The organism is Pseudomonas sp. R76 (assembly GCF_009834565.1).
In the GTDB taxonomy this organism is placed as follows: domain Bacteria; phylum Pseudomonadota; class Gammaproteobacteria; order Pseudomonadales; family Pseudomonadaceae; genus Aquipseudomonas.
The window spans coordinates 540,296-554,533 of record NZ_CP019428.1 but is presented as its reverse complement, the minus strand read 5'-3'; the positions used below and the strand labels follow the sequence as shown (position 1 = coordinate 554,533).

Annotated in this window: 14 protein-coding genes; 13 read left to right on the top strand and 1 reads right to left on the bottom strand. The window is 61.5% G+C overall.

What is annotated here, in order from left to right:
• Genes PspR76_RS02410 through PspR76_RS02365 form a run of 10 tightly spaced genes read left to right on the top strand, consistent with a single transcriptional unit; the run spans position 1 to position 9,504 of the window.
• Positions 1–663, top strand: a complete 663-nt coding sequence (locus tag PspR76_RS02410; RefSeq protein ID WP_159961299.1) for an outer membrane lipoprotein carrier protein LolA — start codon at positions 1–3, stop codon at positions 661–663.
• A complete protein-coding gene (locus PspR76_RS02405; RefSeq protein ID WP_174245658.1) occupies positions 653–2,965 on the top strand; it encodes an MMPL family transporter in 2,313 nt (770 codons plus the stop codon). The genes PspR76_RS02410 and PspR76_RS02405 overlap by 11 nt, the downstream gene beginning before the upstream one ends.
• A gap of 33 nt (positions 2,966–2,998) precedes the next feature.
• Positions 2,999–4,246: an NAD(P)/FAD-dependent oxidoreductase gene (locus PspR76_RS02400; protein ID WP_159953800.1), complete on the top strand. Its 1,248-nt coding sequence runs from the start codon at positions 2,999–3,001 to the stop codon at positions 4,244–4,246.
• Positions 4,243–4,977, top strand: a complete 735-nt coding sequence (locus tag PspR76_RS02395) for a class I SAM-dependent methyltransferase (RefSeq protein ID WP_159953799.1) — start codon at positions 4,243–4,245, stop codon at positions 4,975–4,977. Before PspR76_RS02400 ends, PspR76_RS02395 begins: the two co-directional genes overlap by 4 nt.
• Entirely contained in the window at positions 4,974–5,456 is a 483-nt protein-coding gene (locus PspR76_RS02390; protein ID WP_159953798.1) for a hypothetical protein, read from the top strand. The genes PspR76_RS02395 and PspR76_RS02390 overlap by 4 nt, the downstream gene beginning before the upstream one ends.
• Positions 5,453–6,619 (top strand): beta-ketoacyl-[acyl-carrier-protein] synthase family protein, encoded by a 1,167-nt coding sequence (locus tag PspR76_RS02385; RefSeq protein ID WP_159953797.1) that lies wholly within the window; start codon positions 5,453–5,455, stop codon positions 6,617–6,619. Before PspR76_RS02390 ends, PspR76_RS02385 begins: the two co-directional genes overlap by 4 nt.
• The gene (locus PspR76_RS02380) at positions 6,616–7,077 is read left to right on the top strand and encodes an ApeP family dehydratase (protein WP_159953796.1); all 462 of its coding nucleotides are present in this window, start codon (positions 6,616–6,618) and stop codon (positions 7,075–7,077) included. Before PspR76_RS02385 ends, PspR76_RS02380 begins: the two co-directional genes overlap by 4 nt.
• Entirely contained in the window at positions 7,074–7,802 is a 729-nt protein-coding gene (fabG, locus tag PspR76_RS02375) for a 3-oxoacyl-ACP reductase FabG (RefSeq protein WP_159953795.1), read from the top strand. Before PspR76_RS02380 ends, fabG begins: the two co-directional genes overlap by 4 nt.
• A complete protein-coding gene (locus tag PspR76_RS02370; protein ID WP_094949280.1) occupies positions 7,802–9,028 on the top strand; it encodes a beta-ketoacyl-ACP synthase in 1,227 nt (408 codons plus the stop codon). The genes fabG and PspR76_RS02370 overlap by 1 nt, the downstream gene beginning before the upstream one ends.
• A 26-nt stretch (positions 9,029–9,054) precedes the next feature.
• Entirely contained in the window at positions 9,055–9,504 is a 450-nt protein-coding gene (locus PspR76_RS02365) for a hypothetical protein (RefSeq protein WP_159953794.1), read from the top strand.
• Positions 9,505–9,949: 445 nt separating this feature from the next.
• Here the strand turns inward: PspR76_RS02365 and PspR76_RS02360 are convergent, their stop codons facing one another.
• Entirely contained in the window at positions 9,950–10,843 is an 894-nt protein-coding gene (locus tag PspR76_RS02360; RefSeq protein ID WP_159953793.1) for a LysR family transcriptional regulator, read from the bottom strand.
• 172 nt (positions 10,844–11,015) lie between these two features.
• Here PspR76_RS02360 and PspR76_RS02355 point away from each other — a divergent pair, with 172 nt between their 5' ends.
• From PspR76_RS02355 to PspR76_RS02345, 3 genes are all read left to right on the top strand, one after another.
• On the top strand, positions 11,016–12,245 hold the full coding sequence (locus tag PspR76_RS02355; RefSeq protein ID WP_442966814.1) for an MFS transporter: 1,230 nt from the start codon (positions 11,016–11,018) through the stop codon (positions 12,243–12,245).
• A 76-nt stretch (positions 12,246–12,321) separates the two neighbouring features.
• A complete protein-coding gene (locus tag PspR76_RS02350) occupies positions 12,322–13,596 on the top strand; it encodes an AAA family ATPase (RefSeq protein ID WP_159953791.1) in 1,275 nt (424 codons plus the stop codon).
• The gene (locus PspR76_RS02345) at positions 13,593–14,237 is read left to right on the top strand and encodes a retron system putative HNH endonuclease (protein ID WP_159953790.1); all 645 of its coding nucleotides are present in this window, start codon (positions 13,593–13,595) and stop codon (positions 14,235–14,237) included. Before PspR76_RS02350 ends, PspR76_RS02345 begins: the two co-directional genes overlap by 4 nt.
• Position 14,238: the final 1 nt, after the last annotated feature.

Sequence of the window (14,238 nt, the reverse complement as noted above, 5' to 3'; positions counted from 1 at the left end):
ATGGTCGTTAACGATAACGCGAACCGCCTGACACTGCGCAGCGCCCTCAGGTACATCGCGGGCAAGCCCGCTCCCACAAGGATCCTGCTAATCCTGTTGTTGAGCATTCCAGGCCTGGCCCACGCTTTTGATCTACAGCAGCTCAGCGATCAACTGGCAAAACCGTCCGTCATTCACGGCACCTTCACCCAGGAAAAACACCTGCGCGCCCTGCCCCAGCCCCTGGTCAGCAAAGGCACCTTCGTGCTCGCCAAAGATCACGGCCTGCTGTGGCTGCTGAAAACGCCGCTGCAACAGGACTACCGCATCAGCGCCCAGGGCATTGCCCGGCGCGATGCCAACGGCTGGCAACTGCTGCCGAACAAGAGCGCCGGTGCCGAGCAGAACCGTCTGTTCCTCGCGGTACTCCAGGGTGACAGCAGCGGCCTGCAGCGCGACTTCGAAATGCAACTGCAAGGCGAAGCCAACAAGTGGAAGCTGACGCTGATCCCACGCTCACTGCTGCTCAAACAGGTCTTCACCCAAATCAATATCGACGGCGGCGAGCTGGTGCAGACCATCCAACTGCTGGAAACCCAAGGCGACAGCACCGTGCTGCGCATGCAGGACAGCACGGCCGACCAACCGTTGAGCGATGCGGAGCAACATGACTTTGCCCAGTGAGCGCCTGCTGCCGCGCCTGTTCCTGATCCTGCTGGTGGCCGTGCTGGCCCTGGCCGGCTTGCAGTGGCGCCATGGCGCGCCGCTGTCGGCCAACCTGATGGAACTGGTGCCGGGCAATACGCCGGACGCGCTGGAGCTCAAGGCCGAACAGCGCATGCAGGAACCGCTGAACCGCGAGATGCTGGTGCTGGTGGGGCATGCCGATCGGCAAAAAGCCGTGGCGGTCGCGCAACAATTGGGCGAGCGCTGGCAGGCCAGCGGGCTGTTTGAAAAGGTGCAGTGGAACCTGCAAGCCGACTTGCCGGCGCTGCGCGAGCAACTGCTGCGCGGGCGCCTGGCAATGCTCTCGGCCAAGGACCGCGAGCAACTGATCGAGCAACCCGCGGCGTTTATCCAGCAGCGTGTACAGGCACTGTTCGACCCCTTCACCGGGTTCAGCCTGGTGCCCAGCCAGGACGACTGGCTGGGCCTGACCGGACGCATTCAGAACAGCCAGCCGCAGCACGGTTCGGTGCAACTGGACATCGGCAGCGGCGCGTTGATCGCCGATGCCGACGGCAAAAGCTGGGTGCTGCTGCGTGCGCGCACCACCGGCAACGCCTTTGATATGAAACTGCCGGTGCAAGTGGCGGATTTGCTCCAGGCCAGCCGCACGCAGGCCAGTGAGCAAGGCGCGCAGCTGCTCGCCGCCAGCGGCTTGCTCTATGCCGCTAATGGGCAACAACAAGCGACGCGGGAAATCACCTGGGTCGGCGGCGGCGCCACCCTGGGCATCCTGTTGCTGCTGTTGCTCGCCTTCCGCCGCTGGCGCGTGTTGCTGGCATTTGTGCCGGTGCTGGTGGGCATGCTGTTTGGCGCGGTGGCCTGTGTGGCGCTGTTCGGCCATATGCATGTGATGACCCTGGTGCTGGGCTCCAGCCTGATCGGCGTGGCGGTGGATTACCCGCTGCACTATCTATCCAAAAGCTGGAGCCTGCAGCCCTGGCGCAGTTGGCCGGCGTTGCGCCTGACGCTGCCGGGGTTGAGCCTGAGCCTGGCCACCAGTTGCATCGGCTACCTGGCGTTGGCCTGGACGCCGTTCCCGGCGTTGACGCAAATCGCGGTGTTCTCTGCCGCAGGTCTGGTCGGCGCCTACTTGTCGGCCGTGTGCCTGTTGCCCGCGCTGCTCAAGGGCGTGGACCTGCGCCCGGCGCAATGGCCGCTGAGTATCGCCGAAGGCCTGTGGCTGTTGCGCGCCGCCTTGATCAAACGCGTACCGAGCCCGCTGCTGCTGGCACTGGTGCTGCTGTTCTGCGCGGGCGGCCTGTGGCACTTGAACAGCAAAAACGATATCCGCCAATGGATCGGCGCCCCGCCGCAGTTGCTCCAAGAGGCGCAGGCCGTGGCGCGCATCACCGGGTTCCAGCCCACCAGCCAGTTTTTCCTGGTGCGCGCGGATAACCAGCAGCAGTTGCTGGAACGCCAGGCGGCCTTGGGTCAACGCCTGGACCAACTGGTGAACATGGACAAGTTGCAGGGCTACCTGGCGCTCAATCAACTGGTCAACTTGCCCGCCGAGCAGCAACAGTTGCGTGATGCGCTGAACCAGCTGCCGCAACACTGGCAACCGCTGCTGGACCTTGGCGTGCCCGCCGGCGCCTTGCAGGCCGAAGTTGCGCAGCTGCAAGCGCTGCCCACCGAAGACATCGACGCCGCGCTGGTTGGCCCGCTCGCCGAACCCTGGCGCACACTGTGGCTCGGCCCGGTGGACGGCGGCGTGGCGGCGATGGTCAGCCTGCAAGGCTTGAACAACCCGGCGTTGCTGCGCGTGCAGGCGCTGGATTTGCCCGGCGTGCAATTGGTCGATCGCCTGGGCGACTTGAACCGGGTGTTCGCCGACACGCAGATCAGCGCGGCGGAATTGAAATTGATGTCGTGCGTGCTGATCGTGCTGTTGCTGATCCTGCCATTCGGCGTTGGCGGTGCCTTGCGCATCGTCGCCCTGCCGTTGCTGGCCGCGCTGTGCAGCCTGGCCAGCCTGGGTTGGCTGGGCCAGCCGCTGACCCTGTTCAGCCTGTTTGGCCTGCTGTTGGTCACGGCCATCAGCGTCGACTACGCGATCTTGATGCGCGAGCAAATCGGCGGCGCTGCCGTGAGCCTTTTGGGAACGCTGTTGGCGGCGCTGACGACCTGGTTGTCGTTTGGCCTGCTGGCGGTGTCGAGTACGCCAGCTGTGAGCAATTTCGGCTTGTCGGTCAGCCTGGGCCTGGCGTTCAGCTTTATGCTGGCGCCGTGGGCCGGGCATCAGAAGCACGCCTTATGAATGTGATTATCGCCATAGCGGCAAGGAGCCCTCGTGCCCACAGTTGAAATGGAACGTCGCCAGGTGGTGGTGATCGGTGCCGGCCCGTCCGGTGCCATCGCCGCCGCGCTGTTAAAGCGCAACGGGCATGATGTATTGATTATCGAGCGCCAGCATTTTCCGCGTTTTTCGATTGGTGAGAGCCTGCTGTCGCACTGCATCGATTTTATCGAAGAAGCCGGCATGCTCGACGCCGTGCAGGCGGCGGGTTTCCAGGTAAAAACCGGCGCCGCGTTTGCCTGGGGCGAGCGCTACAGCGCATTTGATTTTGGTGACACGTTCAGCAACGGCAAGCCCACCACCTTCCAGGTGCAGCGCGGCGAATTCGACAAATTACTGGCCGACCAGGCAGCGCTGCAGGGCGTGGACATTCGCTACGGCGAAACCATCGTCGGCGTGGACTTTGGCGGTGAGAGCCGCTACCTGCACGTGCGCCGCGAGAACGGCAGCGAGTACCACCTCAAGGCCAAGTTCGTACTCGACGCCAGCGGCTACGGCCGTGTACTGCCGCGCCTGCTGGACCTGGAAGCGCCGTCGAATTTCCCGCTGCGCCAGGCGGTGTTCACCCACGTTGAAGATCACATCGAACATCCCGGCTTCGACCGCACCAAGATCCTCGTGACCACGCACCCCACCCAACGTGATATCTGGTTCTGGACCATTCCGTTCAGCAACGGCCGTTGCTCGGTGGGCGTGGTGGCGGCCAAAGAGCATTTTGACGGCCGCGACAGCAACCTCGACGCCTGCCTGCGCAGCTTTATCGACGAAACCCCAAGCCTGGCAGGCGTGCTGCAAAACGCCGTGTGGGACACGCCTGCGCGCACCATCGGCGGCTACTCGGCCAACGTCAAAACCCTGCACGGCCCTGGCTTTGCGCTACTGGGCAATGCGGCGGAGTTTCTCGACCCGGTGTTTTCTTCCGGGGTGACGATCGCCATGCGTTCGGCGAGCATGGCGGCCGGGCTGTTGCATCGCCAGCTCAAAGGCGAGACCGTGGACTGGCAAAGCGAGTTTGCCGTGCCGTTGAAGCGCGGTGTCGACACCTTCCGCTGCTACGTCGAAGGCTGGTACGCGGGGACGTTCCAGGATGTGATTTTCCACCCTGGCAGCTCGCCGGAGATTCGCCGGATGATCAGCTCGATCCTGGCCGGTTATGCGTGGGATGAGCGCAACCCGTTTGTCAGTGAGCCCAAGCGGCGGTTACGGATGTTGTCGGAGATTTGTGCAGGGGATGCCGCGTGAGCAGTCAGTATTTGAGTAATAACTACGTCGAAGAAACCAGGTTCGGCTTCTGGTTCCTGCGCAGCCACACGTGGCAGCACCACGTGTTGCGCGTGGCGATCAACGACTTGCGCAGCTTGTTCACCGAGCCGTTGCCGGTGGCGCCGGTGTTGCTCGACGCCGGTTGCGGCCAGGGCAAGTCGTTCCAGTATTTGCAGCAGGTGTTTGCGCCGCAGCGCCTGATCGGCCTGGACGCCGACCCCCACAGCCTGGAACTGTGCCAAGCCGAAGCCGCGCGCCAAGGCCTGGCCATCGAGCTGATCGGCAGCGACTGCGCGACCCTGGCGGTGCCGGATGAAAGCGTCGACATCCTGTTCTGCCACCAGACCTTCCATCACCTGGTGGAACAGCATCGCGCCTTGAAAGAGTTCTACCGTGTGCTCAAGCCGGGCGGTTATTTGCTGTTTGCCGAGTCCACCGAAGCCTACATCGACACCTGGGTGATTCGCTGGCTGTTCCGCCACCCGATGCACGTGCAGAAAAGCGCCGAAGAGTATTTGCAGATGCTGCGCGAGCAGGGCTTTGAATTTGGCCCGCAGAACGTCTCATACCCGTATTTGTGGTGGAGCCGTTCCAGCGATTTCGGCCTGCTGGAACGCTGGGGCCTGCGCAACCCGCCACCGGTGGGCCAGCGTGAAGAGACCCTGGTCAACTGCGTGGTGCGTAAACCGTTAGAGAGTGCTGCGCCATGATGCGGATGCTGTTGATCGGTTGCCTGTTGCTGCTGAGCGCCTGCGCCAGCCAGCCGCCGCTGCCCGAGAAAACCCCGGCGCTGGCCTTGCCGATGCAGCTGCACGTGCAGCGCCTGGCGGACGGCCAGAGCCAGGACTGGTTGCTGGTGATTCAACGCGAAGGCGCTGGGTTGCGCTGGTCGATGATGGACCCGCTGGGCATTCCCCAGGCCCGGCAAAAACTGATCAATGGCCAGTGGCAGGCTGACGGCCTGCTGCCGCCTAACCCGGCGGCCCGCGAGCTGTTTGCCGCGCTGCTGTTTGCCCTGACCTCGGCGGATGACGTGCGCGCGCTTTACCCGAGTGCCCAGGCCATGGACCTTACGCGCACCCTGCCGGGCCACTGGCAAATCGTCTACCAGTCTTCAGAGGTATTCAGCGTGAACATGACGGGCCAGCCGTTGAGCTATCGCATCACCCCGCTTGGGGTCGCTCGATGACCGCCTATCTCAATGCACTGGGCGTGATCTGCGCCCTGGGCCGTGGCCAGGACGAAGTCAGCCGCAACCTGTTTGCCGGCGACTGCTGCGGCATGCGCGCCGAAAGTGGCTGGGTGCCGGAACGCGTGTTGCCGGTGGGCGGTGTGCACGGCGAACTGGCGAGCATTCCAGTTGAACTGAACCAGCAAAGCAGCCGCAACAACCAGTTGCTGCTGGACGCCGCGTTGCAGATTGAAGGCCAGATCCGCCAGGCGATCCACACCTACGGCCCCTCGCGGGTCGGCATTGTGTTGGGCACCAGCACCTCGGGTATCGACGAAGCCAGCCGTGGCATCGCCCATTACCTGCGCGACCAGCAGTTCCCCGGCGACTACGACTATCAGCAACAGGAACTCAGCGCACCGGCCAACTTCCTCGCCGACTGGCTGCAACTGAGCGGCCCGGCCTATGTGATTTCCACCGCTTGCACCTCCAGCGCCCGCGCGTTGATGAGTGCTCAGCGCCTGCTGGCCCTGGGCGTCTGCGATGCGGTGATTTGCGGCGGCGTCGACAGCCTGTGCAAGCTGACGCTGAACGGGTTCACTTCGCTGGAGGCCGTCTCCAGCGAGCGCTGCAACCCGTTTTCGGTGAACCGCAATGGCATCAATATCGGCGAAGCGGCGGTGCTGTTCTTGATGACTAAAACACCGGCGCCGATTGCACTGTTGGGCAGCGGCGCCAGCTGCGACGCACACCATATCTCGGCGCCCGAGCCCACCGGCAAAGGCGCGTTGCAGGCGATGCGCAAGGCCTTGGCCAGCGCAAAACTTGCGCCCGAACAGATCGGCTACCTGAACCTGCACGGCACCGCCACCCAGCACAACGACGCCATGGAAAGCCTGGCCGTCGCCAGCCTGTTTCCCGACGGCGTGGCCTGCTCATCGACCAAACCCATGAGCGGCCACACCCTCGGCGCGGCCGGTGCATTGGAAGCGGCGTTCTGCTGGCTAAGCCTGACCCACGGCTTGGTCCCGCCACATGTGTGGGATGGCCACGCCGACCCGGCCCTGCCTGTGTTGCAGTGGGCGCAGGCCGGCGACACCTTGAAAAAGCGCTGCCTGATGAGCAACTCGTTTGCCTTCGGCGGTAACAACGTCAGCCTGATAATCGCAGAGGCCCCATGATCGATTGGCCACTCGCCGAACTGCTGCCCCACGCGGGCGACATGATCCTGATCGACCAGGTGCTGTCGTTCGATGAAGAGCAGGTGCACACCCGCGCCACCGTCAAGCCCGGTGGCCTGTTCAACCGCCCGGACGGCAGCCTGCCGGCGTGGGTCGGTATTGAACTGATGGCGCAAAGCGTCGCCGCCTATGCCGGTTGCCGCGCGCGTCAAAAAGGCGAAGCGGTGGAACTGGGTTTCCTGTTGGGCACACGTAAGTTTGAGTGCAACGTGGAACATTTCCCGGCCGGTGCCGAGCTGCGCATCCACGGCCTGCGCTCGCTGGAAGACGACAACGGCATGGGTGTGTTCGAATGCCACCTGACCGGCGACGGGATCCAGGCCAGCGCGCGCTTGAACGTATTTCGACCGCCCCAGGCGGCCAACTATTTAGATGAATCGAAGGACGAAACGCCATGACTGAATCCGTACTGGTCACCGGCTCCAGCCGTGGCATCGGCCGCGCCATTGCCCTGCGTCTGGCGCAGGCCGGGCACGACATCGTGCTGCATTGCCGCAGTGGCCGCGTTGAAGCGGACGCGGTGCAGGTCGAGATCCAAGCCCTGGGCCGCAAGGCGCGGGTGCTGCAATTCGATGTGGCGGATCGCGCCACGTGCAAGCAAATCCTTGAGGCCGATGTGGAGCAGCATGGCGCCTATTACGGCGTGGTACTCAACGCTGGCCTGACCCGTGACGGCGCGTTCCCGGCCTTGTCCGAAGATGATTGGGACGTGGTGATGCGCACCAATCTGGATGGTTTTTACAACGTGCTGCACCCGGTGATGATGCCGATGGTTCGTCGTCGCGCGGCGGGCCGTATTGTGTGCATCACTTCGGTGTCGGGGTTGATCGGCAACCGTGGCCAAGTGAATTACAGCGCCTCCAAGGCTGGCCTGATCGGCGCGGCCAAGGCGCTGGCCATCGAGTTGGGCAAGCGCAAGATCACCGTCAACTGCGTGGCGCCTGGCTTGATCGACACCGCCATGCTCGATGAAAACGTGCCGGTGGAAGAGCTGATGAAAATGATCCCCGCGCAGCGCATGGGCACCCCGGAAGAAGTCGCCGGGGCGGTGAATTTCCTCATGTCGGCCGAGGCCGCTTACATCACGCGCCAAGTCTTGGCCGTGAACGGGGGCCTGTGCTGATGAAACGCGTCGTCGTCACCGGCATGGCCGGCATGACCTCCCTAGGCTGCGACTGGGACACCATCGCCGCCAACTTTCGCGCCAACCGCAGCGGCATTCGGCGCATGGACGAGTGGGACCGTTTCACTGAACTGAACACGCGCCTGGCGGGGCCGATCGATGACTTCGTCGTGCCTGCGCACTGGACGCGCAAGCAACTGCGCAGCATGGGCCGCGTCTCGCGCCTGGCTGTCTGGGCAGCGGAGCAGGCGTTGCAGGACGCTGGCTTGCTCGGCGACGAGTCGATCAAGGATGGGCGCATGGGCGTGGCCTGTGGCTCGTCCACCGGCAGCACCGATGAGATCAAGGCGTTCGGCAATATGCTGCTGAACTCGGTGGCCGAGGGGCTGAACGCCAACTCCTATGTGCGCATGATGCCGCACACCACGGCGGCGAATATCAGCATTTTCTTTGGCCTCACCGGGCGCCTGATCCCCACGTCCAGCGCCTGTACCAGCGGCAGCCAGGGCATCGGCTATGCCTACGAGGCGATCAAGTTCGGCCGCCTGCCGTTGATGCTCGCCGGTGGTGCCGAAGAGCTGTGCCCCACTGAAGCCATGGTGTTCGACGCGCTCTACGCCACCAGCCTGAAAAACGACGCGCCACAGACCAGCCCGCGCCCCTATGACAGCGGCCGTGATGGCCTGGTGATCGGCGAAGGCGGCGGCATGCTGGTGCTGGAAGAACTCGAACACGCGCTGGCACGCGGTGCGCACATCCACGCCGAGCTGGTGGGTTTCGGCAGCAACGCCGACGGCCAGCACACCACGCGCCCGGAGCAGAAAACCATGCGCCGCGCGATGGAGCTGGCCCTCGAAGATGCCGGGCTTGAGCCTTCGGCCATCGGCTACGTGAACGGCCATGGCACCGCCACCGATCAAGGCGATATCGCCGAAACACTGGCCACCAGCAGCCTGTTCGGCAGCCGCATGCCGATCAGCTCGCAGAAGAGTTTCCTCGGCCACACCTTGGGCGCGTGCGGCGCGCTGGAATCGTGGTTCAGCATCGAAATGATGAACCGCGACCAGTATGTGCACACCTTCAACCTCGATTCGGTCGACCCGCAATGCGGCGAGCTGGATTACCTGCAAGGTGGGTTTCGCGAGATGCACAACGACTACGTGATGAACAACAATTTTGCGTTTGGCGGCGTCAACACTTCGCTGATTTTCCGCCGCTGGTCCTGAATTTTTAATCGATTGGAGAAAACGGAATGTCTTCCTTGCTACGCGCCACCCTCCTCACCCTGGCCCTGCTGACCACCGCCGGGTGCACCACCAAACCGGTGCTCAACACCCAGCACGCGCTGCCGGCCGACGCTCAAGTCAGCGAAGAAAAAATGAAGCAGGTTATCGTCACCGCCCTCCAAAAACGCGAGTGGACCGTGCAACGTTTCGGCCCGCAACTGGTGCAGGCCGAGATCACCGTGCGTAACCAGTACTACGCTGCAATCGACATCCGCTACACCCGCAACAGCTACGCCATCACCTACCGCGACAGCCGCGACCTGGGCTACAAGGACGGCAAGATCCATCGCAACTACAACCGCTGGGTGAATAACCTGGACAGCGACATCATGGCGGGTTTGCGCAGCAACGGCGTGAATGAGGCCGGGTCGGCGGCGCAGTTGTTTGAGCAGACAGGGACGTCGAAGCAGAACTGAGCATTTCAGCTCGTCGGAAACGACAAAGGGCGCCTTTCGGCGCCCTTTTCACAAACAGGTTGGCTTGTCATCGCCGCGTCCTGCCTGGCTCTGCGATGGCTGGTTACCCAGGATCCTCAGAGTCTCACAAGCCCCTTTCGGGAACTCGGCCAGTATGCCTGAAAACAGCTCGCCTGCAATCAGTGGCAAAGCGCCGCTCATCTCTGTTCCACTTCATCGCAACCCCAGCGCACTGCGCACCGCCGTCTTTATCGCTAAAAACTGCTCGCTGGTGAGCTCTGCGATTTTGTAAGTTCGTTTGCCATGACGGTCTTTGCTTTTGATTCGATCCAGTCGCCCCAGGCTTACGGTCGCGACAATGTCGCACTTTGCCCAGCAGATGGGGTTCGCGCCCTGAAGATGACTGTCGACTAAGCCGGTTGCGTTACCTGATATGTGACAGTGCCTACACCACCGCTTTGCGCGTCAAGAGCTCCACAAACGCCTTGGCCATCGGGGTTTGCGCGCCTTTGCGTTGCACCAGCCACACGGCCGTCACGGCCTCCTGATCGAGCAAGGTGCGATACACCACGCCATCAATTCGAATCCGCTGGTAAGACGCCGGCAGCACCGACACCCCCAAGCCCGCCGCCACCAACCCGATGATGGTCATTGCCTCCCCGGCTTCCTGGGCGAAGTGCGGGCTGAAGCCGGCGTCCCGCGCCAGGTTGAGCAGTTGGGCGTACAGGCCGCTGCCATAGGTGCGCGGGAAGAATACAAACGGTTCCTGCGCCAGTTGCGCCAGGTGCAGGCCGCGCTCGCTGCCGTCCACCAGCGGGTGACCGGCATTCAGCACGGCGACCAGCGGTTCACGCATCAGCTCGATGACATTCAGCGAATCCGGCAACGGCAGCGGGCGCATCAGCCCCACTTGGATCGACTCATCCACCAGCGACTCGGCCACTTCGGTGCTGCTCATCTCCTGCAGATTCAAATGCACCGCCGGGAACGCCTGCCGAAACGCGAAGATCGCCTGCGGAATGCTGGCGTTGAAAGGCGCCGACGAGGTGAAGCCGATCTTCAGTTCCCCCAGTTCGCCCAACTGCGCACGCCGCGCCACGTCCGACGCCTTGTCGACCTGCGCCAGCACCAATCGCGCCTCGTGCAGGAACAACCGCCCCGCCTCGCTCAGCTCGACCCGACGGTTGGTGCGCTCAAACAAGCGCGCGCCCACCTCGTGCTCCAGCGCCTGAATCTGCTGGCTCAACGGCGGCTGCGAGATGCCCAGCACCTGCGCGGCGCGGCCAAAATGCAGTTCTTCGGCGACGGCGATGAAGTACCGCAGGTGACGCAATTCCATGCAAACCTCATTAGGTCGTAAAAGCTATCAAACAGGTCGAACAATATATTGGAAAGAATCATTAGGCAGCTATATTCTTTTTTGCATTGCCAGTGCTGGCAGGCTTTCCCTCGCCGAGGTCCCCGTGAAATCTGCTGTCGCTCCATTTGCTCAAGAAGTCCCGCCTACCGCCCTGGATGAGGTGGTGGCCCAGCTCAACGATGCGTACATCGAAAAAGGCACGCCGATGTTCATGCGCACGGTGCTGGCGCTGTTTTCCGGGGGGTTCGCCACCTTTGCGCTGCTGTATTGCGTGCAGCCGATGATGCCGGCGCTGTCTCACGAGTTTTCCATCAATGCCGCGCAAAGCAGCCTGATCCTGTCGGTCGCCACGGCGATGCTGGCGTTGGGCTTGCTGGTCACCGGGCCGATTTCCGACCGACTGGGGCGCAAGCCGGTGATGGTCTGCGCGCTGTTCTGCGCCGCGCTGGCGACCATCGCCAGCGGCCTGATGCCGACCTGGGAAGGGATTCTGCTGATGCGCGCGCTGGTGGGTTTGTCCTTGAGCGGCCTGGCCGCCGTGGCGATGACCTACCTGAGCGAAGAGATCCACCCGCAACACATCGGCCTGGCGATGGGCCTGTATATCGGCGGCAACGCCATTGGCGGCATGAGCGGGCGGTTGATCATCGGCGTACTTATCGACTTCGTCAGCTGGCACACCGCAATGCTGATCATCGGCGCGCTGGCGCTGATCGCGGCCACGGTGTTCTGGAAGGTCCTGCCCGAATCGCGCAACTTCCGCACCAGCAGCCTCAAGCCGCGCAACCTGCTGAATGGGTTTGTCATGCACTTCAAGGACGCGGGCCTGCCCTGGTTGTTTCTTGAGGGCTTCTTGCTGATGGGTGCCTTCGTCACGATGTTCAACTACATCGGTTATCGCCTGCTGGCAGAGCCGTACGGGCTGAGCCAGGCGGTGGTCGGCCTGCTCTCGCTGGTGTACCTGACCGGCATCTACAGCTCGGCAAAAATAGGCTCACTGGCCGACCGCCTCGGCCGCCGCCGCGTGTTGTGGGGCACGATTGTGTTGATGCTCGCCGGCATGAGCCTGACCCTGTTCACCCCGTTGTGGCTGGTGGTGCCGGGCATGCTGATCTTCACCTTCGGCTTCTTCGGCGCGCACTCGGTGGCCAGCAGCTGGATCGGCCGCCGCGCGGTCAAGGCCAAGGGGCAGGCGTCGTCGCTGTATTTGTTTTGCTACTACGTGGGGTCGAGTATTGCCGGTACGGCGGGTGGGTTCTTCTGGCACTTTGCCGGGTGGAACGGGATTGGCGGGTTTATCGTGGCGCTGTTGATTGGCGCGCTGTTGGTGGCGTTGAAGCTGGCGAAGTTGCCGCCGCTGGGGCACGCCAAAAGCCAGTAACACCTACGCCTTTGGCGGTTCTGACGTGCCACGGTACACTGACGATATTCGTCAGTCTTGGTAAAGGAAAGCCAGAATGCGCCTGGACCAGCTTCATATTCAGAATTTTCGTTGCTACGAAGATGCCACTTTTGACTTTCAGCCGGGGTTTAACCTGGTGGTGGGGGTTAATGGGAGTGGCAAGACTTCGTTGTTGCAGGCGGTGGCAGTCGCCTTGATTGATATTACTAACGTTTCACAAGGGTATTTCACCCCCCTCGAGGAAGAGCTTGTTCGTTTTACAACGAACAAATTCCGAAAAAGAGCTCGCTTCGAACAATGCTACCCCATGCAAATTGAAGCCAAAGGCGAAGCGTTCGACGTCACAGCCTGGTCAATTTCCAAAAAACATAACGATGGAGCGTCCAGCTCAGACCGGGTGTTGCACCAAGCAATGACCCAAGTAAAACAGTCATTAAGTGCCAGCGACAACTCGACAGACCTGCCGATCGCGGCGTTCTATAGAGCCGATCGACGTTGGGGTCAATCGGGTATCACTGCAGAATCAGCTGCCAGCCAGAAAGTCTCTCGTATGCATGGATACGCGGGCTGGGCAGACGCAGCAGCAAATCTTGCAGACTTCGAAAGCTGGTTCATAGGACAAACATTGGAGCGTCTAGAGCGCATCGCCGAAATGTCGACAGACGTGAACGATGCCGAAGACGAACTGACCATTGTTAACAACGCAATAAAAAAAGCACTGCCCAATGCTTGGGGGCTACGTTACGACTTAAATTTACGCAGCCTAATTGTTGATCTGACTCCGCAAAAATCTCTGCCTTTTCATAACTTAAGTGATGGTCAACGAGCATTGATCGCCTTGGTCGCTGATATTGCTCGTCGTATGTGTCTGCTCAACCCACACATGGGCGATGACGTATTGATCAATACCGCTGGTATTGTGATTATCGATGAATTGGATATTCACTTGCACCCCGCCTGGCAACGCATCATTGCTTCTGTCCTCAAACAGGCCTTTCCCAAAGTCCAGTTCATCGCTGCCAGCCACTCACCGCAGATCATTGGCAGCCTGAAACCCGGAGAAGTCATTCTCCTGAACAACGGCGATGCCTCACACCCGCGGGTCACCTATGGTCTTGACTCCAGTCGAGTCCTCGAAGAAGTAATGGGCGTTTCGGAACGCGAGCCCGAAGTAGAAACGCTACTGAACGAGCTGTTCAGCACCATCGAAGACAACGATCTGGATAAAGCCAAAGGCCAACTCGAGGCGCTCAAAGAAATCGCGCCGGACCTTCCGGAGTTCGCTGGAGCTCACGCCCTGATCCGCCGCAAGGAGATCCTCGGAAAATGAAACAAGTGTTCAAAGGATCAGAACCTGCTTCGTTTACCCAGTGGAAATCCTCAACCGACGAAGGTTGGGAGCCCACTTACCGCACCCTCCAAAACCCGCAAAAACGCGACCTGCACAATAGTTTGCTATTAGAGCAAGGCTCTTTCTGCTGTTACTGCGGCAGAGACATTGACGCGCAATCCAGCCATATCGAACACTTCCGGCCACAAGAGAACTTTGATGAACTCGCGCTGGAATACCGAAACCTACATGCCTCTTGCATTCGGGAAACAAAACCTGGCTCCCCTTTGCACTGCGGGCACTTCAAAGGGAACTGGTTTGACGAAGCCGAGCATATTTCCCCCATGGAAGAAGGCTGTGAGCTGCGATTCCGGTACTTGCAGACCGGGCAAATCCAAGCGACGAACTCCACTGATTCGGCAGCGGTAAAAATGATCGAAGTCCTCGCGCTGGACATCGCCTACCTAAACAATCGACGCCAAGATGCAATTGAACACGTCTTTGATCCGAAATTTGTCTACGCGGCCAGTGAAGAGGATTTCAAGACCCTCATGACTACCCTGCGCTCCACGCCTCTGGATGAGCAACAGGCGTTCGACCATGTAGTCGCACGGTTTGCGGAACAGCTACTCAGCACCTAAA